Source organism: Halomonas shengliensis (assembly GCF_900104135.1).
Lineage (GTDB): Bacteria > Pseudomonadota > Gammaproteobacteria > Pseudomonadales > Halomonadaceae > Halomonas > Halomonas shengliensis.
In genome coordinates, this window is sequence record NZ_FNIV01000004.1 from 133,491 (window position 1) to 155,809 (window position 22,319).

Sequence of the window (22,319 nt, forward strand, 5' to 3'; positions counted from 1 at the left end):
CCAGTATCGGCATTTCGGCGCCGCGATGCGAGCCCCGGCAGGCTCAGCCGAGGCGGTCGCGGGGCACCTGGCGCAGGTGGCTGGCGGTCTGGCCGCCGGGCAGGGCGGCGATCAGGTCGGCGGCGGCGAGCAGCCGCGGCAGGTCGATCCCGGTGGCCACGCCGCCGCCCTGCAGGGCGTAGAGCAGGTCCTCGGTGGCGGTGTTGCCGGTGGCGCCGGGGGCGAAGGGGCAGCCGCCGAGCCCGGCGCAGGCGCTGTCCACCGCGGTGGCGCCGTGGTGCACGGCGAACAGGGCGTTGGCGACGCCCATGCCGAAGGTGTCGTGGCCGTGGAAGGCCCAGTCGAGCCCGGGGCCGGCGTGACGCTCGCCCAGGCGGGTGAAGTGCTCCGCCACCTGGTAGGGGCTGGCACGCCCGGTGGTGTCGCACAGCGCCACCTCCAGCGGCAGGTCGCCGGCCAGCGCCAGTGCCTCGCCCAGCACGCGGTCGACCTGCTCCCAGCCGATGGTGCCCTCGAAGGGGCAGTCGAAGCTGGTGCCCAGGTCGAGCCGCAGCCGGGTGCCCTCGCTCTGGCGCAGCCGGGCGATCACCCGGCCGAGGTCGGCGAGGGACTCGTCGACGCCGCGGCGCACGTTGCTGCGGTTGTGGGACTCCGACACCGAGACCACGTAGACCACCTCGCGGATGCCGTGGTCGAGGGCCAGCTCGGCGCCGCGCAGGTTGGGCACCAGCGCCGAGAGGCGCAGCCCCGGGCGGTCGGCGAAGGCGGCGATAAGCTCGCCGGTGTCGGCCATCTGGGGGATCGCCTTGGGTCTCACGAAGGAGCCGATCTCCAGGCGGGTCACCCCGGCGTCCAGTAGCGCCTCGATGCAGCGCCGCTTGTCGGCGGTGGGCAGGGGCGTGGCGATCGACTGGAAGCCGTCGCGGGGGGCCACCTCGACGATCTCGACGCTCGCCGGCGGGGTCAGGGCGTTCATGCGGGGGTCTCCTCGGTATCCGGCTGGCGCCGGCGCAGCCAGTTGATCACCCCGCCGGCGGCGAGGATCGCCACCTGGCGCGGGCTCAGTTCGTGGGTCAGGGTCAGGGGCACGCCGTCGACGCTGGCGCGGATCTCGCCGCCGGCGGCGAGCTGGGCGGGCAGATCGTCGATGACCAGGGTCTGCCCCTCGGTGAGGCGCTCATGGTCGGCCGGGTCGGCGAAGGTCAGCGGCAGCACGCCGAAGCAGGGGAGGTTCTGCCAGTGGATGCGCGCGAAGCCCTTGGCCACCACCACCTGCAGGCCCAGCAGGCGCGGCACCAGGGCGGCGTTCTCGCGGCTCGAGCCCTGGCCGTAGTTGGCGCCGCCGACGATCACATGGCCGGCCTCGCCCTGCGCCCGGGCGCGGTCGACGTAGCCGGGGTCGACCGCCTCGAAGAGGTGCTCCGCCGAGGCGAAGACGTTGCTCCACAGCGGCAGCACCCGGGCGCCGGCGGGCATGATGTCGTCGGTGGAGACGTTGTCGCCCACCTTGAGCAGGATCGGCGCCGCGATGCGTTCGGGGAGCGGCGAGAGGGCCGGCAGCGGCGGGGTGTTGTCGGTGGCCAGCAGCGGCGGGCGGCCCAGCGCGGGTGGCGGCGGCGGCACGAACCAGTCGTCGTTGACCGCCATGTGCACCGGCTCTCGCACCCGGGGGTAGGCCATGTCGAGGGTGCGCGGGTCGGTGATCACCCCGTTGAGCGCCGAGGCGGCGGCGGTCTCGGGGCTGCACAGGAAGACGCTGTCCTCGCGGGTGCCGGAGCGTCCCGGGAAGTTGCGCGGCACGGTGCGCAGGCTGTTGCGCCCTGCCGCCGGCGCCTGGCCCATGCCGATGCAGCCGTTGCAGCCGGGCTGGTGCAGGCGGGCGCCGGCCTCCACCAGGGCGGCGAGGTGCCCCTCGTGGATCAGCGCGCTGAGTACCTGGCGGGTGGCGGGGTTGATGTCCAGCGAGACATCGTCGGCGACCCGCTTGCCCCACACGATCTCGGCGACCACGGCGATGTCACGATAGCCGGGGTTGCCCGAGGAGCCGATGTAGGCCTGGTAGAGCGGCTCGCCGGCGATCTCGGCCACCGGCACCACCCTGTCGGGGCTCGAGGGCAGGGCGATCAGCGGCTCCAGGGTCGAGAGATCGAGGTGCTCGTGGCGGTCGTAGCGGCAGCCCGGGTCGGCGGCGAGCGCACGCCAGTCGGCCTCGCGGCCGCGGGAGGCGAGGAAGGCCCGGGTCACCTCGTCGCTGGGGAAGACGCTCGCCGTCGCCCCCATCTCGGTGCCCATGTTGGCCAGCACGTGGCGGTCCATGGCGTCCAGGGCGGCGAGCCCCGGGCCGTGGTACTCGAGGATGCAGTTCTTGGCGCCGGCGACGCCATGGCGGCGCAGCAGCTCGAGGATGACGTCCTTGGCGCTCACCCAGTCGGGCAGCTCGCCCTCGAGATGGATGCCGACGATCGTTGGCATCGGCAGGTAGAGCGGCTCGCCGGCCATGGCCATGGCCACCTCGATGCCGCCGGCGCCGATGGCCAGCATGCCCAGGGCACCGGCGGCGGTGGTGTGGCTGTCGCAGCCCACCAGGCTCTGGCCGGGGATGCCGAAGCGCTCCATGTGCACCGGGTGGCTGATGCCGTTGCCGGGGCCGCTGTACCAGACGCCCAGGCGCTGGCAGGCGCTCTTCAGGAAGAGGTGGGCGTCGGCGTTGATGTTGTCCTGCTGGATCAGGGTGTGGTCGATGTACTGCACGCTGGGGGAGGTGGCCACCCGTTCGATCCCCATGGCATCGAGCTCGAGCATCACCAGGGTGCCGAGGATGTCCTGCAGCAGGGCCTGGTCCATGCGCAGGGCGATCTCCTCCCCGGGCACCATCTCGCCGCCTACCAGGTGCTCGCGGATCAGCTTGTGGCTCAGTGAATCAGCCATGGGCGGGGGCCTCCGGGTCGTGGCCATGGCGCAGGCGGAGCAGGGCGCAGGCGGCGTCGATCAGGAACTGCAGGCCCAGGGCCGCGAAGCCGATCGGCAGCAGGGCGTAGGGGTAGACCATGGGCGTGCCCAGCGAGCTGGAGACGCGCTCGCCGTACTCCAGCGCCTGCAGGGCCATGATGCCGCCGCGCCATGCCAGGATGGCGCAGAACACCATGCCCGCCAGGGCGGTGAGCAGGTCGATGGCGCCGCGCACGCGGGGCGGCAGCTGGTCCTTGAAGAAGGTGATGCGGATATGGGCGTCGTGGCGCTGGGCCTCGGCGGCGCCGAGCACGGCCAGGTAGACCAGCAGGAAGGAGTTGATCTCCAGGCTCCAGCTGGTCGGGGCCGCGAAGGCGTAGCGCATGATGGCGTCGTAGCAGATCGACGCCATCATGAACACCAGCACCGCCATCGACGTCCAGCGCAGGATGGCCAGCAGGCCGTCCCAGCCGCGCAGGACAGTTGCGGTCATGTCGCTCTCCCTCAGGCCTCGCCCAGGGCCAGCGCGATGGCGCGTTCGCCGACCTCCTCGCCGACCTCGCCCTTCCAGTGGTCCCACACCGCCTGGACGCCGGCGTTGAAGGTCTCGATGTCCTCCGCGGTGGGCTCGATGATCTCCACCCCGGCGGCCTCGACCTGGGGCCAGTACTCGTTGGGGTAGATGTCGTTGTTGCAGTGCTCGATGAAGTTGGCGTCGTACCAGTCGGCGGCCTGCTGCAGCACGGCACGCACATCGTCGTCGAGGCGATCCCAGGTATCGCGCAGCATGAAGGGCGCCACCGAGAACCCGGTGATCGGCAGCTGGTAGCAGTAGCGCAGCTGCTCCTGGAGGCTGCGGCCGATGACCGTGGAGATGTTGAAGATGCCAGCGTCCACGGTGCCCCGCTGCAGCGCCATGTAGGTCTCCGAGGAGGGGATGCGGGTGGCGCCCACGTTGTAGGGCTCGAAGGCCTGGGTGGCCTCGAAGCCGACGATGCGCACCTTCTTGCCGCGCACCTCGTCGAGGGTGCGGATGGGGCTCGCCTCGGTGCTCCACAGGTACTCCGGCTCGAGGATCCCGCCGCCGGAGGTGAGCATGTAGAGGTTCTCCTCGGCCAGCACCTCGTTGATCAGCTCCATCAGCGGGCTGCCCTGGCGCAGGCGCTCCGGGTGGCGGTAGAGCTCGCCCACCACCCCGGGCAGGCCGGTAATGCCGAGGATCGGGATCGAGCGGGTGATGTAGGAGAAGGTGTGGAACATGAAGTCGATGCTGCGTGCGCGCAGCGCCGGCAGCTGCTCGTCCACCTTGAGCAGCTGGCCGGAGTCGTAGAACTCCACCGACAGCGCATCGCCACCGTTCTCCTTGAGCATCTCCACGAAGCGGTTGGAGCCGTAGGTGAGCGCCTTGTAGGAGTCGGGCAGGTAGGTGACGCCGGTGAGGGTGGTGGCGGCACGGCTGTGCGGGGCCAGCAGGCTCTGGGTACCGAACAGGGTGGCGCCGGCGGTGGCGAAGGTGCCGTACTTGAGGACCTGGCGACGGGACAGTGTCATGGTGAGTCTCCTGCTTGTTGTTGTGACGGCGTGTTGTGCCGGATGGATCGTTCACTGACGAGGGTGACGGACGTTGCTACCACACCGGGGCTACATCAGCCCCGGCAACCACAGGCTGATGCCGGGGAATAACACGAACAGCATCAGCACGAGGAACTGCACGGCGACGAAGGGCAGGGCGCTCTTGATGATCTCCTCCACCGAGAGCTCGGGACAGACCCCGCGCAGCGCATAGAGGTTGAGCCCCACCGGCGGGGTGACCACGGCGATCTCCAGGTTGAGCACCATGACGATGCCGAACCACAGCGGGTCGTAGCCCAGGGCGGTGATCAGCGGCAGCAGCACCGGGGTGGTTACCACGATCAGCGACACGGCATCCACGATCATGCCCAGCAGGATCAGCAGCAGCATCACCGCGACCAGGATCGCCCAGGCCGGCAGGCCGGTGGCGGTGAGGGCCTCGGTGAGCAGCTGCGGGACCCGCACCATGTTGAGGTAGTCGCCGAAGATCTTGGCGCAGCCGATGATCAGCAGGATGGCGCCGCTGATCCGAGCGGTGGTGCCCAGTATCTCCAGGAACTTCCGCCAGCTGAGGCTACGGAACACCAGGGTGGCGATCAGGAAGGCGCCGGCGGCGCCGATGCCGGCCGCCTCGCTGGGGGTGGCCAGGCCCGAGTAGATGGAGCCCAGCACCGCCACCACCAGCAGCGCGGCGTGCCAGATGTTGGCGAGACTGTGGAAGCGCTGCTTCCAGGTGAAACGCTCGTCGCTGGTCGGTGCCTCGGCCGGGTTGAGCCGCACCCGGAGATAGATGAACAGTGACAGCGCCAGTGCCAGCACGATGCCGGGCACGATGCCGCCGATGAACAGGTCGGCCACCGAGACGCTGGAGACCGCCCCGTAGATGATGAAGGGCACGCTGGGCGGGATCAGCATGGCCAGCGCCCCGGCGCTGACCACCGCGCCGGCGGCCAGCGAGCGGCTGTAGCCGCGCTGGAGCATCTGCGGCACGGCGATGGAGCCCACCGCGGCGACCCCGGCGAGGCTCACCCCCGAGACGGCGCCGAACATCGCCGAGGCGCCCACCGAGGAGATCGCCAGGCTGCCGCGCAGCCAGTTGAGCCAGCGCACCGCGGCGGTGAACAGGCTCGAGCCCACCGGGGTGGCGCCCAGGAAGTTACCCATCAGGATGAACAGTGGCAGGGCGATCAGCTCGAAGGCGTTGAGCTGGCCGAACAGCGACGAGGGCGCGAAGAAGAACGCCAGTGAGCCGCGCGCCATGTAGAGGCCGACCAGGCCGGAGAGGCCCAGCGCCAGGAAGATCGGGAAGCCGATGGCGATCAGCCCCATCAGCACGATCACGACGATGACGGGATCCATGGCGGCCTCCTCAGATCACGCCGTCGGCGCGCAGCGCGTCGATGGCCTCGGGGGCCAGCCCCAGCCAGCCGGCGAGCAGCGTCTCGGTGTGCTCGCCGAGTGCCGGACCCACCTCGCGGACGCGGCCGGGGGTGTCGGAGAGGCGCGGGAAGACGTTCTGCATGGGCAGCGGCTTGCCGTGTCGGTCGGGCACCTCGACGATCGCCTCGCGGGCCCGGAAGTGCGGGTCCTCGAGCATGTCCGGGGCGCGATAGACCAGCCCCGCCGGGACGCCGGCCTCGGCCAGGATGTCCACCACCTGCTGGGCGTCATGCTCGCGGGTCCAGGCGGCGACCAGGTCGTCGATGGCCGCCTGGTGCTCGCCGCGGGCGCGATGGGTGGCGAAGTCGGGGTGGTCGGCGAGGCGCGGCTGGCCCATCGCCTCGCAGAGGCGGCGGAACACGGTGTCCTGGTTGGCGCCGATGATCACGTCGCGGCCATCGCGGGCCGGGTAGGCGTTGGAGGGGGCGATCTTGGGCAGGAAGCTGCCGCTGCGCTCGCGCACCTTGCCGGCGCGGGCGTACTCGGGGATCAGGTTCTCCATCATCGCCAGCACCGACTCGAAGATCGAGCTGTCGACCACCTGGCCGAGCCCGCTGCGGTCGCGCTGGTGCAGCGCCATCATGGTGCCCAGGGCGGCGTGCAGCCCGGCCAGGGTATCGCCGATGGAGATGCCCACCCGCACGGGGGGGCGATCGGGGTGGCCGCTCAGGTAGCGCAGGCCGCCCATGGCCTCGCACACCGAGGCGAAGCCGGCCCGCGAGGCGTAGGGGCCGTCCTGGCCGAAGCCGGTGACACGCACCATCACCAGCCTGGGGTTGTGGCGCGACAGCTCGTCGAAGCCGAGCCCCCAGCGCTCCATGGTGCCGGGTCGGAAGTTCTCGATGATGACGTCGGCCTGCTCGGCCAGGCGCAGCAGCAGCTCCTGGCCGCGGGGCGTGCGCAGGTCCAGGGTCAGCGACTGCTTGTTGCGGCCGATGACGTTCCACCACAGCGGCTCGCCGCTGTCGCGGTCGGCCTCGCCCCACTGACGCATGGCGTCGCCCTTGCCGGGCGGCTCGACCTTGATGACCTGGGCACCGAAGTCGGCCAGCACCTGGCCGCAGTAGGGGCCGGCGATCAGCTGCCCGAGCTCGAGCACCTTGATGTCGTCGAGGGGCATGGCAGTTGAGGGGTCCTGGGGAGTCATTGTTGTTGTCTGCCTCTTGGGTTCGCTCTAGTGGTCGGGGGTCTGGTCGCCGCCGGGCTCGGGGGGGCGGACATGCAGCGCCTGGGCCGCCAACAGGTGGGCGCGCATCACATGTTCGGCCCACTCGGGGCTGCCGGCGTGGATGGCCTCGAGGATCTCGCGGTGGTGGCGCATGCTGCGGCGGAGGTTGTCGAGGTCGTAGTTGCCGAAGTTGCGGCGGATCACCGAGGTGCGCACCACGCTCTCCAGCACGCTGGCCAGGCGAAGGTTGTCGCTGGCCTCCACCAGCAGGCGGTGGAAGTCGTGGTTGAGGAAGGCGATCTCGTTGCGCACCGCGGGGTCTGCCTCGACCCGCTCCACCAGCGCCTCCATGCGACCGGCCAGCGCCTCCAGGCGGGCGAGCCGCTCGGCGTCGATGCGCCCGCCGGCCAGCCGTACCGCCATGGGTTCCAGCACCAGGCGCAGCTCGAACACCTCGCGGGCGTCCTTCTCCGTCCAGGCGACGACGCGGGCGCCGTGGTGGGGGATCGCCTCCAGCCAGCCCTCCGAGACCAGCTCGCGCAGCGCCTCGCGCACCGGCGTGCGGCTCACCGCCAGCTCGCGGGCGATGCTCGCCTCGCGCACGTACTCGTGGGCGCGGTAGTGGCCATCGAGGATTCGCTGCTTGATCACGTCGTGCACCTCGGCGGTGGCGGTGCGCGGGACCGGCGACAGCGATGCGGAAGCGGGTCGGGTCATGGGGGCTCCGTAGATTGCATGCAATCTGGAATATAGGCGGCGATTTGTGTGCCGTATCACTAGACATTGGTCGAATATTGCATGCAACTTTTAGGAGCAAGGGGCAAGGGGCAAGGGGCAAGGGGCAAGGCGCGAGAAAGGAGAGGCGTGAGGGGCGCCACGGCGACACCCAAAAGCAACGGGGCCTGCACCTGGCAGGCCCCGTCGGGTCGGGAGGGCAGCGGGGGCTCAGAGCCGGCTGGCGACAGCGTCCAGGAAGCCCTGCATGTCGACCAGGGTCTCGTTCTCCGGGGCGTTGGTCTTGCCCTTGAGGTCGCCGGTGATGATGCCGGCGTCGACGGTGTCGATCAGCGCCGCCTTGAGGCGGTGGGCGTAGTCGACCAGGGTGGCGTTCTCCTCGCGCTCGCCCAGGGTCTCCAGGGCATTGGCCACGGCGTAGAGCAGGGCGGAGGAGTTGAAGTGGGCCTCCTTGCCGTCGCTCTCCAGGTACCTCAGGTAGAGGTCGTGGGCGGTGCCGTGGGGCGCCTCGAACAGCATGGTGCCGTCCTTGCTCTCGATGATGGAGCTGGCGGTGGCCAGGCTGCCGCCCAGCGCGGCGGAGATGTCCGAGAAGATGTCGCCGTCCAGGTTCTGCGCCGGGTAGAGGGCGTTGCGGGGCGGGTCGGTGATCATCTTGATGAGCTGGCTGGAGGGCCGCATGATCATGAAGGAGGGCGGCGGGGTGCCGGCCTCGGCGAGCTCCCGGCGCACGTCGGTGATCACGGTGCTGAACACCTCGTCGTACTCCATGTATTCGCGCTTGAGGCCGAAGTAGACCTCCTTGCTCTTGCGCGAGGCGTCGCGGAACACCTGCAGCACCCAGTCCTTGATCGCCTCGTGGTCGTTGGACATCAGCAGGATGGGATCGCCCTTCTTCACGTGGCGGGCGTGCTTCTCCTCGCCGTCGACGATCACCTTGAGGATGCCGTCCTCGTCGGCGGGGGCGTTGAAGCTGCCGTACTGGTCGCCGCCGCCGGCGCTCATGCGCGAGATGGAGACCTGGGCCTTGCGGTCGGGGATGCCGAAGCGCTTGAGCTGCTCCACCAGCTTGAAGAGCTTGCGCCCGGTGGTGTTGTCCGGCACGCCCCACAGCGCCCGCTCGGGCGGGTTGGCGACGAGCCGCGCGGCCTGGGCGTCGATCAGCTCGTAGAAGTAGTTGAGGCCCAGGGCCTCGACCTGCTCGCGGTAGTGCTGCTCGAAGATCCCCTCGATGGCGGCGCGCATCACGCCGTCGTAGCCGGAGATCACGGTGTCCTTGAGGCCCAGGTAGATGTCGCGCTTCTCGTCGATGGCGCGCTGGAAGAAGCGGTGGGCCCAGGCCTTGACGTCCTCCAGGTCGTTGGTGGCGAGCAGCCAGGGGTCGCCCTTCTTGACCTCGCGGCGGTGCAGCTCCACCGGGTCGCCGCTGGCGCCCACGAACATCAGCTTGACGATGCCGGTGGCGCGGGAGAGCTCGTTGTAGCTCTCCTTGATGCCGCCCACCTCCATGGTCTCCACCTCGATGTCGCGGCCGACCCACTCGGGACGCTTGACCTGGAGGTTGCGGAACTCGATGTCCTCGCGGGTGATGTTGCCGCCGATGCCCTTGCGGATGGCGCCGTTGGGCGACTTGGTGGCCAGCGGATGCAGCTTGGTGCCGTCGAGGTCGGGGTGCTTGGCGAGCAGCTCGCCGAGCTGGGCACGGTTGACCGTCATGCCGGCGTTCTTGATGCCCACGCCGTGGCGCTTGAGGGCCTCGACGGCGTCGACTACCACCTGGCCGTTGGTGACCAGGCGGTTCTCCGCGGAGAGGTCGATCTCCACCAGCGGGATCTCCAGCCGGGAGGTCACGAAGGTGTCGAGAATCTTCTCGAAGGCTACCTGGGCCATCTCGTCACCGTGGAGGATGACCAGGGGGGCGTCGACTGTGATCTTGCTGCTCATCGCCTCGTCTCATTTTCAGCACGCTGGGAAGTGCGCCTAGGGTACGCCGGAAGGCCGGGAGGCGCCATGCTTCCAAGGGGGGAGGCAGGGCCATCGCCGATGGCAGCATCGCTCAAGGCTGTTCCGGCGACAGGCCCCGGGGCGCCGGACCGTCGATGGGGCGCTACGAGTACGTCCTTGTAGGCTACCTCGGCCATCCCTGGTCCTCGGACCCCCTCTCCGACCTGTCCCCGGCGCCTTTCGCTATCGCCCTGTCGGTAACCGCGATAGCCAGCAGTGGGAGAGGGCCTTTACCCCTCGCTGCCGGCCCATCGCTCGTCGGGGTGGACCTCGTTGGCGGGCAGCACCGGGTCGTAGCCATCCTGGCGCAGCGCCTCGATCACCTCCCGGGTGTGGTCGCTGCCCAGGGTCTCCAGGGTGGCCTCGACCTCGGTGGCGCGCAGCGAGAGGTCGGTGAAGGTGCGGTGATGGGCGATATGGATGACGTTGGCGTGGCACTCGGCCAGGCGCCGGGTCAGCTCGGCCAGGGCGCCGGGCACGTCGGGGATCGCCACGCGCACCCGCACGATGCGCCCGGAACGCACCAGGCCACGCTGGATCACCGAGGAGAGCGCCAGCATGTCGATGTTGCCGCCGCACAGGATCAGTCCCACCTTGCGCCCCCGGTAGCGTTCCGGGTCGGCCAGCACCGCGGCCAGGCCGGCGGCGCCGGCGCCCTCCGCCACGCTCTTCTCGATCTCCAGCAGCAGCAGGATGGCGCGCTCGATCTCGGGCTCGTCCACCAGCACGATGTCGCGCACCCGTTCGCGCACGATGGGCAGGGTCAGCCTGCCGGGCTGCTTGACGGCGATGCCCTCGGCCAGGGTCGCCAGGCCGCAGTGGATCGGTTCGCCGGCCAGCGCCTGCTGCATGGCGGGGAAGCGGGTGGTCTGCACCCCGACCACCTCGATGCCGGGCTTGAGCTCCGTGGCGGCAATGGCGTTGCCGCCGATCAGCCCGCCGCCGCCGATGGGGATCACCAGGGCGTCGAGGTCGGGGGCGTCCTCGAGCATCTCCAGGGCGATGGTGCCTTGCCCCGCGATGATGCGCTCGTCGTCGTAGGGGTGCACGAACACCAGGTCGCGCTCGGCGGCGAGGCGGTGGGCGTAGTCGCCGGCCTCGGCGACCCCGTCGCCGTGGAGGTGCACCTCGGCGCCGAGCCGGCGGGTGTTGTGCACCTTGAGGTTGGGCGTATGCCGCGGCATGACGATGGTGGCGCGGATGCCCAGCCGGGCGGCGTGATAGGCCACCGCCTGGGCGTGGTTGCCGGCGGACATGGCGATGACCCCACGCTCGCGCTCCTCGGGGGTGAGAGTGAGCAGGTGGTTCAGCGCGCCGCGTTCCTTGAAGGCGGCGGTGAACTGGTGGTTCTCGAACTTGATGAAGAGTTCGCAGCCGGTGATCCGCGACAGGGTACGGGAGTGCAGGCAGGGGGTGCGCTCCACGCTGCCCCGGATGCGCTCGGCGGCGGTGCGGATGTCTTCTAGGGTGACGCTCATCTGGGCCGCTCCGTGGTTCGTGTCAACCCTCATCATGCTGTCTCGCACCGGGGATGTCGAAACCCTGCGGCTGGGATAGAGTCCCTCCAGGACACCCTTCCTTCATGCATGGGATCACGAGGAGAGCGCGATGAACGCCAGCAAGATTCTCGAGCAGCTGATGCGCCAGGCAGGCGGCCAGTCCGGCAACGCCGCCGGCGGAAGCGGCGGCCAGGGCGGTTCGGGCCTGGATATCAAGGGCATGCTGGACGGTCTCACCCGCCAGCTAGGCGGTGGCGGTGAGTCCGCCTCGGGCAAGGGCGGCGGGTCCGGCGTCGACGTGAAGAGCCTGCTCGGCGGCGGCGCCCTGGGGCTGCTGGTGGGCTCCAAGCGCGGTCGCAAGCTGGGCGGCAAGGCGCTCAAGTACGGCGCCATCGCCGGGGTCGGGATGCTGGCCTGGAAGGCGTGGCAGGGCTCGCGTGGCGGCGCCGACCAGGCGCAGGCGTCACCCGCCGAGGGCGAGCCGGTGGAGCGCCTGGGTGGCGAGGCCCGCGAGCGGCGTAGCCTGGAGCTGCTGCAGGCGATGATCATGGCGGCCCGCGCCGACGGCCATATCGACGCCCAGGAACGCGAGCTGATCGCCGGCCAGATCGACGCCCTGGGGGCGGACCAGGAGTTGCATGCCTGGGTGGAGCGCCAGCTTTCGGCGCCGCTGGACGCCGAGGCGCTGGCCGCCCAGGTGGACTCCCCCCAGGCGGCCCGGGAGATGTACCTGATCAGCGTGGCGGTGGTGGACGAGCAGAACGCCATGGAGCGCGCCTGGCTCGACCAGCTGGGCCGCGCCCTGGCGCTGCCGGGGGAGGTCACCTCGGCGCTGGAGCATCAGGCGCGTGAGGCCGGCTGATGCACGAGACGCTGATGGTGCTGGCCACCGGCCTGGGGCTGGGTCTCTCGCCCTGGGCGTCGGGCACGCTGGGGTCGCTTCTCGGCGTGCCGCTGGCCTGGTGGCTGCTGGGACGCGCGCGGCGGGTGCAGGCGGCGATGACGCTGGCCCTGCTGCTGGCCGCGGTACCGCTCTGCCACCTGGCCGAGCAGGCGCTTGCCGCCAAGGATGACGGGCGCATCGTGCTCGACGAGATCGTCGCCTTCCCGGTGGCGGTGCTGGGACTTGCGGCCGCGCGCCAGCCGGCGGTCATGGCCACCGCCTTCGTGGCCTACCGGGTCTTCGACGCGGCCAAGCCGCCGCCGGTGAGCCTCGCCGAGGCGGTGCCCGGCGGTGGTGGCATCGTGCTCGATGACCTGATCGCCGCGGCCATGGCCTGGCTGGTGATGGCCGGCGGCCTGGCGCTGTGGCGGCGGCGTCAGCCTTCCTCGTGAGCCGGTGGCGGGAAGCTCACATCGAAGCCGCGGGCGTCGAGCTGGCGGATCTCGCGGGGGCGGCCCTGGTCGTCGAAGTCCACCAGGCCGATCCCGCTGCCGTTCCAGAGCCGCTCCCCGGCCTTGGCGCGATCCGGATCGCGGGGCGTGATGGCCAGGCGGCGGCGCTTGGTGAACCAGTTGAGCGGTGAGCGGGGCGAGTAGAGCCAGCGGTTCAGGCGGTCGAACCAGTCGAGCAGGGTGTCGGGGAAGGCATTCTTGATGCCGCTGGAGGTGATCTGCCACAGCCGCGGCCCCTGGCGGCGCTGGCGGATGCGGATGTCGTAGGCGAAGGAGTAGTGCACGTCGCCGGAGAGGATGACGTAGTTCCCCGGGGTGCGCGAGTGGCGGAAGATGTTGAGCAGCACGCTGGCCGCCCCGCGGTGGGCCATCCAGTTCTCGGCGTCCACCAGCAGTGGCTTGCCGGCCAGGGTGAAGAGCTTCTGCACCACCTCGATCAGCTTGACCCCGAACATCGGCGCCGGCGAGACGATGATCACCGAACGGTGGTGGAGCAGCGCCTGCTGGAAGTCGCTCAGCGCCTCCCAGTCCATCAGCCCCGAGGGGCGCCTGGGGCTCCTCTCGCTGCGCCAGCGCCGGGTGCGGGTGTCGAGCACCACCAGCGGTGGCTCGCCGGGGATCTCGTACTCCCATCCCTCGAAGCGCAGCAGGTCCCGGATCAGGGCGTCCCACGCCACGGCGTCGAGCCAGCCGTCGCCGGTCGCGGCGCGCTCCAGGGGCTCGACGGCCGCCTCCAGCGGCTCGGCCAGGCGCTCGGGGTCGTTGCCCCAGCCCTGGAAGAGCAGGTAGCCGAGCAGGGCGTTGCCGATGATGCGCCGCGAGAAGGGGTGGCCGTAGGCGGTGCGCTCCCAGTCGGCGGTGAGGTTCCAGTCGTCGGTGATGTCGTGGTCGTCGAAGATCATCAGGGTCGGCAGCCGCGCCAGCAGGCGCGCGGCGGCGGGCAGCCCGGCCACGAAGCGCTCGATCACCTCGCGCTGCTCGGCGAACAGCGCGGCATGCCGGTCATCCAGCGCGGGCGTGGCCACCTCGATCAGCTCCCAGGGCGTGGGTGACCACACCAGCAGGTACATGGCCGCCACCTCGGCGAAGGTGGCTAGGTGGTTGCGGGCATTGGCGGAGGTGAACACCGGCTTGCGCACCCCGCCGAAGAAGCGCTCGCGCAGGTTCTCGCTGCTCTCGACATCGGGCAGCAGCGACTCGCGATCGTAGTAGTGGGCGGCCTCGCCATGCAGCGCGCGGCTGTCGGCCACCACGGCGCCCTCCAGCGGCTCGTCGAACAGCCCCAGGCGGCGGATCAGGGCGTGGATGGCCACCAGCATGGGGCCGGCGACGTCGTCGGCGTAGACCTGGTCGCCGGTCATCAACAGCCAGGCGGGGCGCTCCTCGGGGGCCGTGCGACGCTCGGCCAGCCACGCCTCGGCGCGTACCAGGCCGTCGCCGCCGTCGTGGTGGGGCTTGCGGCAGGAGCCGTGCAGCAGCCGGTGGTGGCGGCCGGCCAGCACGAAGGTGGGCAGCGCGCCGTCGGCCTCGAGCAGGTGGGGGGCCCAGTCGGCGATGCCGCTCGCGCGCTCGCCCTCCTGTACGCAGAGGTCGTAGGCGACCAGAGTGTCGGTCGGCAGCGGGGTTTCCAGCGGCAGGTCGATCAGGTGCAGCCAGGCGTGGCGGCCCAGCGGTACCCGCCGGCAGTGGGCGTCGAGAGGCAGCCGTCGCGTCGCCTCGCCGGCCGGGGTGAGGGCGAGGGTCGGCGCGAGGGGGCGGCTCGCCGCCAGCCACAGCACCAGGCGGTCGGGGGTGAGGCGGCGCAGCAGCGGGCCGGCGAGCACGGTGGGGAGGGAAGCGTCGTCCATGGGCGAGGTCGTCTGCGATTTCCTTGGGGCACCCCGTCACCGACAGGCGCGCGGGGTCGAGGTTCCACCCTCGCCGATGCAACACACCTCGGCAAGCGTCGCGTTGAGGCGCCTCACTGGCGCGGTGCGGGGAATCGCCTACAGTGGAGATTCAGGTTGAACGGTCATGCAAGCGTCATGCGGGTGTCATCCGGCCGTCATGGCCGGGCGCCATAAGGGGAAGGCGCGTCGCACCCGCTACGGCGTCGGACCTCGTCTCGCCAGTACGGACCTCGTCACACAAGGAGAACTCGCCCATGTCGATCACCCGTCGCCGCTTCCTGCAGGGCTCGCTGGCCGCCGGCGCGGCCGCCACGCTGCCCACCCCCTTCTACATCAACCGGGCGCTGGCCCAGCAGGAGCCGCTGCGCATCTACGCCTGGGCGGGCTACTTCAACGACGCCATGCTGGCCGACTTCACCGACAAGACCGGCATCCCCGCCACCTTCACCCCCTACGGCACCAACGACGAGCTGATGAACTCGCTGCGCGCCAGCGCCGGCGAGGGCTTCGACGTGATCATGCCCACCGTGGACCGGGTGCCGGGCTACCTGGACTACGATCTGATCCAGCCCCTGGACGAGTCGCGCATCCACTGGGACGGCGCCCTGGAGAGCGCCATCCAGGGCTCCGAGGTGGGCGGCGTGGTGGATGGTAAGCGCTACTTCGCGCCCAGCGACTGGGGCACCGAGGCGATCACCTGGCACCGCCGCTACGCCGACATCGACCGCGCCAACCTCAGCTACGCCGACCTGTGGAATCCCGAGCACGGCCAGGGCGTGACGGTGCGCGGTCACTCGGCGCTGGTGGGCATCGGCCTGTGGCTGGAGCGCGAGGGGCGCCTGCCGCGGCCACTGCTGGATTCCTACGCCAGCGAGGAGGCGATGCGCGCCAACTTCGACGTCATCCTCGAGGAGGCGATCAAGCACAAGGCGATGCTGGTGCAGTTCTGGAACACCGAGAACGAGGCCCAGGCCGCCTTCCGCACCAACGGCGCCATCATCGGCCAGACCTGGGACTCCACCGCCTTCCGCCTGCAGCAGGAGGGCGACGACATCGCCTACGGCGCGCCGAAGGAGGGCGCCCTGGCGTGGATGGAGGGCTTCGTGATCCCCAAGAACGCCCGCAACCCGGACGCCGTCTACGAGCTGATCAACTGGTACTACACCCCCGAGGCGGGCGCCATGTTCGTGGAGGCCACCGGCTACAACTCCACCTCCAGGGGGGCCACCGAGCTGCTGCCCGAGGCGACCCGGCGCTTCTTCACCGAGTCCTACACCGAGCAGGACCTCGAGAACCTGTGGTGGTGGCCGATCCAGGAGCCCTGGTACGTGGCGCTGCGCAACGAGTACCAGGATCGCTACCTGTCCGCCTGACGGATGCCTGGCCGCGAGGTGACCATGGACGGCAGTGTCCGCCTGGAGGAGGTGGTGATGCGCTTCGGCGACTTCACCGCCATCGACAAGACGTCGCTGACCATCGGCTCGGGGGAGTTCTTCAGCTTCCTCGGGCCCTCGGGATGCGGCAAGACCACCCTGCTCAACATGGTCAGCGGCTTCCTGACCCCGAGCGAGGGGCAGGTGCTGATCGGCGGCGAGCCCATGGCCGGGGTGCCGGTGAATCGCCGTCCCACGGCGATGATCTTCCAGAACCTGGCGCTCTTCCCGCTGATGACGGTGTTCGACAACATCGAGTTCGGCCTGGAGGTGCGCGGGGTCGACCGCCGCACCCGGCGCGCCACCGCCGAGCGCCTGCTGGCGCTGGTGGCCCTGGAGGGCAGCGGACCCAAGCGCATCGACGAGCTCTCCGGCGGCCAGAAGCAGCGCGTGGCGATCGCCCGGGCGCTGGCGGTGGAGCCGCGGGTGCTGTTGCTCGACGAGCCGCTCTCGGCGCTGGACCTCAAGCTGCGCCAGCACATGCGCAGCGAGCTCAAGGCGATCCAGCGCAAGACCGGCATCACCTTCATCTACATCACCCATGACCAGGGCGAGGCGCTGACCATGTCCGACCGGGTGGCGGTGATGTCGGCGGGGCGCCTGCAGCAGGTGGCCGATCCGGTGACCCTCTACCGCCAGCCCGCCACCGGCTTCGTGGCCGCCTTCGTCGGCGAGAACAACCGCATCGAGGCCAGGGTGATCGAGCGCCTGGGCGAGCGGGTGCGCCTGGATGCCGGTGCCCTGGGTGAGCTGGAGGGGCGCGTGGGCGAGGAGGCGGGGCTCGGCGTCGGCGTGGAGGTGGCGCTCTACCTGCGCCCCGAGCAGCTGCGCCCGGTGGCCGCCGATGCCGGCGGCATGACCCTTCCCGCGCGGGTCGAGTCGGTGAGCTTCGAGGGCGCCTGGCTGATGGTGGCGGCACGCCTCGAGGGCTCCGGCGAGGTGCTGCGCATGCAGCTCGGCAGCGAGGTGTCGCGCCGCTTCGCCGATGCCCTCGCCCCCGGCGAGGCGATCACCCTGGGCTTTGATCCCGCCGAGACGGTGGTGCTGCCCCGGGATGACGGCCCGCGGGTGGACGCCGAGACCGGCGAGGTGGTGGAGGCGAGCGATGAGCATCGCTAGGCAGCTCGCCGCGCGCTTCGGCGGCCCGCTGACGGCGGCGATCCTCGCCCTGCTGGGGATCTGGCTGATCCTGATGGTGACCCTGCCGCAGCTGCAGATGATCGACTACTCGCTGCGCCCCAACCTGCTGCCCGACCAGCGCGGCGGTCCCGAGGATGGCTGGACGCTTGCCAACTACGCCACCCTGTTCGCCAACGACATCCACCGCGCGATCTTCCTCAAGACGCTGTGGTCCAGCGTGCTGGTGACCCTGCTCACGCTCGGCGTCAGCTACCCGCTGGCCTGGTACCTGGCCAAGGTGGCCACCCCGCGGCAGGCGGCGCTGTGCCTGCTGCTGCTGATCATCCCCTTCTGGATCAACGAGATCCTGCGCACCTACTCGTGGTTCATCCTGCTCGCCTTCCGCGGCCCGCTCAACGAGCTGCTGATGATGCTGGGGCTGATCGACCGTCCCATCCGCTTCCTCAGCGGCGACGCCGGGGTGATGGTGGGCATGGTCTACGCCTACATCCTGTTCATGGTGTTCCCGGTCTACAACGCCATCGAGAGCCTCGACGACAACCAGGTGCGCGCCGCCCGGGACCTCGGCGCCGGTACCCTGCGCACCCATCGGCGCATCGTCATCCCCCACGCCAAGCCTGGCATCGCCACCGGCTGCATCATGACCTTCATGCTGGCCGCCGGCAGCTACGCGGTGCCGGCGCTGCTCGGCTCGCCGGGCAGCCGCTGGTTCACCCAGATCATCTACAACTGGTTCTTCGAGGGCGGCAACTGGAACCAGGGGGCGGCCTACGCCTTCCTGCTGCTGGTGCTGTGCATCGGCTTCATGTCGCTGGTGATGAAGGTGTTCAAGGTGGGACTGGGAGACATCGCCAAATGAGTTCGCAACGGCTGCTGGGCTGGGGCCTGCGCTTCTACGTGGTGGTGTTCTTCGGCTACCTCTTCCTGCCGCTCGCCATCATGGCCGCGGCCACCTTCAACGACAGCCGCTTCCCCACCGTGACCCCCTGGGACGGCACCACCCTGCGCTGGTTCGGCGAACTGGCCGAGGATGGCGCCATGTGGCAGGCGCTCGCCAACAGCGCCCTGGTCGCCGTCGGCGTGCTGCTGCTGGCGGTACCCATCGGCATCGCCACCGCGCTGTTCCTCAACACCGTCTCGAGCCGTGCCAAGCCCTTCCTCTACGCACTGATCCTCTCGCCGCTGCTCACCCCCGGGGTGATCATCGGCATCTCGACGCTGATCTTCTGGCGCCAGTGGGGCGTGGGCGGCGGCATCTTCCTCACCGTGGTGGGCCAGGCCACCTTCATCGCCGCCTACGTGATGCTGATGGTCACCGCCCGGCTGCAGCGCTTCGACCGCACCCTGGAGCGCGCCGCCCTGGACCTGGGTGCCACCCCCTGGCAGGCGTTCCGGCGCATCCTGCTGCCGTTCCTCAAGCCGGCGATCCTCTCGGCGGGGGTGATCGCCTTCCTGCAGTCGTTCGAGAACTACAACACCACCCTGTTCGTGGTGGGCTACGACACCACCCTGACGGTCTACATCGCCTCCAAGGTGCGCACCGGCCTGACCCCGGCGGTCAACGCCCTGGGGCTGATCCTGATCCTGGTCACGGTGCTGCTGGCGGCGGCCTACGAGTTCAAGCGACGCCGCGAGGCCGCACGACTGGTGAAGGGGGTGTGATCCCTGCGCTATGCTGGGGCCCGCCACAGGAGGGCCCCATGTCCCACGATCATGCCCATGACCACGCCCATCACGCCCACGACAGCCGGCGCCGGTTGAGCTGGGCGATCCTGCTTACCGGCGGCTTCATGGTCGCCGAGGTGGTGGGCGGCATCGTCTCCGGCTCGCTGGCGCTGCTGGCCGACGCCGGCCATATGCTGACCGACACCGCCGCCCTGGCGCTGGCCTGGTTCGCCGCCTGGATCAGCCAGCGGCCCGCGGACGGTCGGCGCAGCTACGGCTACCACCGGGTGCAGACCCTGGCCGCCTTCGTCAACGGCATCACCCTGATCGCCATCGTGGTGTGGATCGCCATCGAGGCGCTGCGCCGCTTCCTCGCGCCGGTGGAGGTGATGGGCGGCACCATGCTGACCATCGCCGTGCTGGGGCTGGTGGTGAACCTGGTGGTGTTCGCCATCCTCCACGGCGGCGATCGCGACAACCTCAACATGCGCGGGGCCGCCCTGCACGTGCTGGGCGACCTGCTGGGCTCGGTGGCGGCCATCGTCGCCGCCGTGGTGATACTGGCCACCGGCTGGACCCCCATCGACCCGCTGCTGTCGCTGCTGGTGGCGGCGCTGATCCTGAGGAGCGCCTGGAAGCTCACCCGCGAGGCGGGGCATATCCTGCTGGAGGGCTCGCCCGAGGATCCCGATGCCGCGACCCTGCGCCGGGAGATCCCCGCGGCGTTGCCGGCGGTGCAGGACGTCCACCACGTGCATGTCTGGTCGCTGACCCCGGCGCGTCACCTGGTCTCGCTGCATGCCGCGGTGGCGGCGGGGGAGGATCGCCAGGCGACCCTGGTGGCGATCAAGGCGCTGCTGGTGGAGCGCTACGGCATCCGCCACGCCACCATCCAGGTCGAGGCGCCGGGCGACTGCGCCGACGAGGCCTAGCCCGGGTCTCGCTCGCGCAGCGGGCTCGCTGGCAGCCGAACCCGCGCGGCCAGTCCGCCCAGCGCCGAGCGCGCAAGCGTAAGCTCGCCGCCGTGCAGCGCCACCAGCTCGCCGACGATGGCAAGCCCCAGGCCGCTCTGGGAACGCTGCTCGTCGAGCCGAGCGCCGCGCCCCAGGGCCGCCTGGCGCTGGGCCTCGTCCATGCCGGGGCCGTCGTCCTCCACCGCCAGCCACACCCCGTCCTCCGCTTCGCCGCCGTCGAGGCGCACCTCGCGTGACGCCCAGCGCAGGGCGTTGTCGAGCAGGTTACCGGCCAGCTCCTGCAGGTCCTGAGGATCCAGGCGCACGCGCAGGGTGGCGGGCAGTGCCACCCTGAGCACGATACCGCGTCGCTCGGCCAGGCGCCCCAGTCCCTCGACGATGGGGGCGAGCACCTCGGCCACCGCCACCCGTGGCGCCAGGCCGGCGTCGCCCGCCGCCGTGGCCCGCGCCAGGTGGTGACGCACCGCGGCGTCGATGCGCGCGAGCTCCTCGCGCAGGCGCCCGCGCCGCGGCTCCTCGATGCCGTCGGCCAGGGTGGTCAGCACGCTGACCGGGGTCTTCAGGGCGTGGGCCAGGTTGCCGGCGGCGTGGCGGGCGTGGGCCATCAGCCGGCGGTCGCGCTCCAGCACGCCGTTCATGGCCGCGGCCAGGCGGGCGAGCTCCTCGGGGAGGCGAGTGTCCAGGCGCTCGGCCTCGCCATCCTCCACCCGGCGAAGGTCGGCGCGCAGGCGGCGCAGCGGGGCCAGCCCCCAGCGGATCTGCAGCGCCAGGGCGGCCAGCAGCAGCGCGCCGAGGCCGGCCAGGGAGAGTGCCAGCAGGCGGTCGAAGCGGACGATCTCGCTGTCCAGCGACGCCCGGGAGATCGCCACGGCCACATGCAGCGGTGCGGCCAGCGGGGCGAGGCGGATGTCGCGTTCGATGGCGCGCAGCGGCGTGCCGCGCGGCCCCGTGAGGTCGCGGAAGGCGACCTCGGGGTGGGTGGCGGTGGCCAGGCGCTGGTCCCACAGCGAGCGCGAGGCGAGGGTGTGCTCGCCGCCGTCGCTGGCCTGCCAGTACCAGCCCGAGAAGACCCGGCTGAAGCGCGGCTCGCCCAGGTCGCGCTGCAGCACCAGCTCGCCGGCGACCTCGTCCCAGGCCAGCCCGGCGACGACCACCCTGAGCAGCGACTCCAGCCGCTCGTCGAAGGCGGCGGTGGCGGTGGCCTCGACATGGCGGGAGAGGGCGATGCCGGCGAGGGGCAGCGAGACCAGCAGGATCGAAAGCGTCGCCAGCATCAGCCGGCTGGCCAGGGAAAGGCGACGTCGGGTCATGGCGCGTCGTCGGTGTCGACCAGGCGGTAGCCCTGGCCGCGTCGGGTCTCGATGCGCGAAGCCCCCAGCTTGCGGCGCAGGCGGCTGATCTGCACGTCGATGACGTTGGAGTCGGGTTCGTGGTCGCGGTCGTAGACGTGCTCGGCGAGCTCGCTGCGGCTGACCACCCGCGGGGCGGCGTGGGCCAGGTAGGCGAGCAGCCGCGACTCCTGGGCGGTGAGGCTGACCGGTCGCCCGGCCAGGGTGACGCTGCCGCTGTGGGTGTCGAAGGCCAGCTCGCCCACCCGGATCACCGGGTGGGCGTGGCCGTGGCGGCGGCGCACCAGTGCGTGGAGCCGGAAGAGGACCTCGGCGGTCTCGAAGGGCTTGGTCACGTAGTCGTCGGCGCCGGCGGAGAAGCCGGCGGCCTTGTCGGCCCAGCGGGTGCGGGCGGTGAGCACCAGCACCGGCAGCTCGAGGCCGTCCTCGCGCCACTCGGCGAGCCAGCGGCTGCCGTCGCCGTCGGGCAGGCCCAGGTCGAGGATCACCGCGTCGTAGGCCTCGGTGCGCACCAGGAAGTCCGCCTCGTCGCCGCTGGCGGTGTGCTCGAGCAGCAGGCCGGCATCCCCGAGCGCCTCGCCCAGCGCCTCGGCCAGCGCCGGGTCGTCCTCCACCAGCAGTACCTTCACGGTGCCTCCTTGCGTCGCATGGCGTCGATCCTCACGCCCTCCATGCCGATCAGCTCGCCGCTCTCGGCGTCGAACTCGAACTCCACCTTCTGCCCCTGGGGACCGAGCATCTCGATCTCGTAGACCAGCCGGTCGTCGTCGCGCTCCAGCTCCATCTCCAGCACCTGGCCCGCGTAGCGCGCCTCCAGCCAGTCGAGGATCTCGGGCAGGGCCACGACTCGCTCCTCGCGCACCGCCTCGTGGAGCTCCTGCCAGTGCTCCTCGGCCGTCGCGGGCAAGGCGGCCAGTTGTACCAGCAGCCCTGCGAGCAGGCCGGCCAGCAGCATCAGCCGGGGGCGCAGGTGGGGGCGAGGGTGGGGGTGTCGTGTCAGCATGGGCTCAGGGTGCCAGGGGCAACATGAACAGAGCATGAACGGCTTCGTCACCTTCGGGCAAGGTGGGACGGTGTGTAATGGCTCGGCAACCCGCAGACAAGAGG

20 protein-coding genes are annotated in these 22,319 nt (G+C 70.8%); 7 read left to right on the plus strand and 13 right to left on the minus strand.

Features of this window, described 5'->3' with window-relative positions; genetic code table 11:
• Positions 1–43: 43 nt before the first annotated feature.
• The 9 genes from BLP95_RS07555 to BLP95_RS07595 all read right to left on the minus strand — a co-directional run bounded on the left by BLP95_RS07555 (position 44) and on the right by BLP95_RS07595 (position 11,346).
• A complete protein-coding gene (locus tag BLP95_RS07555) occupies positions 44–976 on the minus strand; it encodes a hydroxymethylglutaryl-CoA lyase (protein WP_089677869.1) in 933 nt (310 codons plus the stop codon).
• On the minus strand, positions 973–2,928 hold the full coding sequence (locus BLP95_RS07560; RefSeq protein WP_089677870.1) for an aconitate hydratase: 1,956 nt from the start codon (positions 2,926–2,928) through the stop codon (positions 973–975). Before BLP95_RS07560 ends, BLP95_RS07555 begins: the two co-directional genes overlap by 4 nt.
• On the minus strand, positions 2,921–3,442 hold the full coding sequence (locus BLP95_RS07565) for a TRAP transporter small permease subunit (protein ID WP_089677872.1): 522 nt from the start codon (positions 3,440–3,442) through the stop codon (positions 2,921–2,923). The genes BLP95_RS07560 and BLP95_RS07565 overlap by 8 nt, the downstream gene beginning before the upstream one ends.
• 11 nt (positions 3,443–3,453) lie before the next feature.
• A complete protein-coding gene (locus tag BLP95_RS07570; RefSeq protein WP_089677873.1) occupies positions 3,454–4,500 on the minus strand; it encodes a TRAP transporter substrate-binding protein in 1,047 nt (348 codons plus the stop codon).
• A gap of 90 nt (positions 4,501–4,590) precedes the next feature.
• On the minus strand, positions 4,591–5,880 hold the full coding sequence (locus BLP95_RS07575) for a TRAP transporter large permease (RefSeq protein WP_089677876.1): 1,290 nt from the start codon (positions 5,878–5,880) through the stop codon (positions 4,591–4,593).
• 10 nt (positions 5,881–5,890) lie between these two features.
• Positions 5,891–7,081, minus strand: a complete 1,191-nt coding sequence (locus tag BLP95_RS07580) for a CaiB/BaiF CoA transferase family protein (RefSeq protein WP_245678709.1) — start codon at positions 7,079–7,081, stop codon at positions 5,891–5,893.
• A 54-nt stretch (positions 7,082–7,135) separates the two neighbouring features.
• On the minus strand, positions 7,136–7,846 hold the full coding sequence (locus BLP95_RS07585; protein ID WP_089677879.1) for a GntR family transcriptional regulator: 711 nt from the start codon (positions 7,844–7,846) through the stop codon (positions 7,136–7,138).
• Between the two features lie 228 nt (positions 7,847–8,074).
• Positions 8,075–9,808 carry an isocitrate/isopropylmalate family dehydrogenase gene (locus tag BLP95_RS07590; RefSeq protein WP_089677882.1) on the minus strand — a complete coding sequence of 578 codons (1,734 nt, stop codon included), beginning with the start codon at positions 9,806–9,808 and terminating at the stop codon, positions 8,075–8,077.
• A gap of 290 nt (positions 9,809–10,098) precedes the next feature.
• Positions 10,099–11,346, minus strand: coding sequence for a threonine ammonia-lyase (locus tag BLP95_RS07595; protein ID WP_089677884.1), 1,248 nt, complete (start codon positions 11,344–11,346; stop codon positions 10,099–10,101).
• A gap of 130 nt (positions 11,347–11,476) precedes the next feature.
• Here BLP95_RS07595 and BLP95_RS07600 point away from each other — a divergent pair, with 130 nt between their 5' ends.
• Together BLP95_RS07600 and BLP95_RS07605 are read left to right on the plus strand one after the other, a co-directional pair.
• Positions 11,477–12,229: a tellurite resistance TerB family protein gene (locus BLP95_RS07600; protein WP_089677885.1), complete on the plus strand. Its 753-nt coding sequence runs from the start codon at positions 11,477–11,479 to the stop codon at positions 12,227–12,229.
• Positions 12,229–12,702, plus strand: coding sequence for a phosphatidylglycerophosphatase A family protein (locus BLP95_RS07605; protein WP_089677887.1), 474 nt, complete (start codon positions 12,229–12,231; stop codon positions 12,700–12,702). Before BLP95_RS07600 ends, BLP95_RS07605 begins: the two co-directional genes overlap by 1 nt.
• Here the strand turns inward: BLP95_RS07605 and BLP95_RS07610 are convergent.
• Positions 12,687–14,609 carry an alkaline phosphatase D family protein gene (locus BLP95_RS07610; protein WP_089677889.1) on the minus strand — a complete coding sequence of 641 codons (1,923 nt, stop codon included), beginning with the start codon at positions 14,607–14,609 and terminating at the stop codon, positions 12,687–12,689. The genes BLP95_RS07605 and BLP95_RS07610 overlap by 16 nt on opposite strands.
• 296 nt (positions 14,610–14,905) lie before the next feature.
• On the opposite strand from BLP95_RS07610, the gene BLP95_RS07615 reads away from it, so the two are divergent.
• The 5 genes from BLP95_RS07615 to BLP95_RS07635 are packed head-to-tail and all read left to right on the plus strand — an operon-like array spanning position 14,906 to position 19,821.
• The gene (locus BLP95_RS07615; protein WP_023005748.1) at positions 14,906–16,024 is read left to right on the plus strand and encodes a substrate-binding domain-containing protein; all 1,119 of its coding nucleotides are present in this window, start codon (positions 14,906–14,908) and stop codon (positions 16,022–16,024) included.
• A gap of 24 nt (positions 16,025–16,048) precedes the next feature.
• Positions 16,049–17,203 carry an ABC transporter ATP-binding protein gene (locus BLP95_RS07620; protein ID WP_089678255.1) on the plus strand — a complete coding sequence of 385 codons (1,155 nt, stop codon included), beginning with the start codon at positions 16,049–16,051 and terminating at the stop codon, positions 17,201–17,203.
• The gene (locus BLP95_RS07625) at positions 17,196–18,083 is read left to right on the plus strand and encodes an ABC transporter permease (RefSeq protein ID WP_176760254.1); all 888 of its coding nucleotides are present in this window, start codon (positions 17,196–17,198) and stop codon (positions 18,081–18,083) included. The genes BLP95_RS07620 and BLP95_RS07625 overlap by 8 nt, the downstream gene beginning before the upstream one ends.
• Positions 18,080–18,886 (plus strand): ABC transporter permease, encoded by an 807-nt coding sequence (locus BLP95_RS07630; protein WP_089677892.1) that lies wholly within the window; start codon positions 18,080–18,082, stop codon positions 18,884–18,886. The genes BLP95_RS07625 and BLP95_RS07630 overlap by 4 nt, the downstream gene beginning before the upstream one ends.
• A 38-nt stretch (positions 18,887–18,924) precedes the next feature.
• Positions 18,925–19,821: a cation diffusion facilitator family transporter gene (locus BLP95_RS07635; RefSeq protein WP_089677895.1), complete on the plus strand. Its 897-nt coding sequence runs from the start codon at positions 18,925–18,927 to the stop codon at positions 19,819–19,821.
• Here BLP95_RS07635 and BLP95_RS07640 read toward each other — a convergent pair.
• From BLP95_RS07640 to BLP95_RS07650, 3 genes are read right to left on the minus strand one after another with little or no spacing between them, the layout of a single operon-like run.
• Positions 19,818–21,173: a sensor histidine kinase gene (locus BLP95_RS07640; RefSeq protein ID WP_089677898.1), complete on the minus strand. Its 1,356-nt coding sequence runs from the start codon at positions 21,171–21,173 to the stop codon at positions 19,818–19,820. The two genes, BLP95_RS07635 and BLP95_RS07640, sit on opposite strands and share 4 nt — an antisense overlap.
• Positions 21,170–21,841, minus strand: coding sequence for a response regulator transcription factor (locus BLP95_RS07645; RefSeq protein ID WP_089677900.1), 672 nt, complete (start codon positions 21,839–21,841; stop codon positions 21,170–21,172). Before BLP95_RS07645 ends, BLP95_RS07640 begins: the two co-directional genes overlap by 4 nt.
• Positions 21,838–22,215: a PepSY domain-containing protein gene (locus BLP95_RS07650; protein WP_089677902.1), complete on the minus strand. Its 378-nt coding sequence runs from the start codon at positions 22,213–22,215 to the stop codon at positions 21,838–21,840. Before BLP95_RS07650 ends, BLP95_RS07645 begins: the two co-directional genes overlap by 4 nt.
• Between the last annotated feature and the right edge of the window lie 104 nt (positions 22,216–22,319).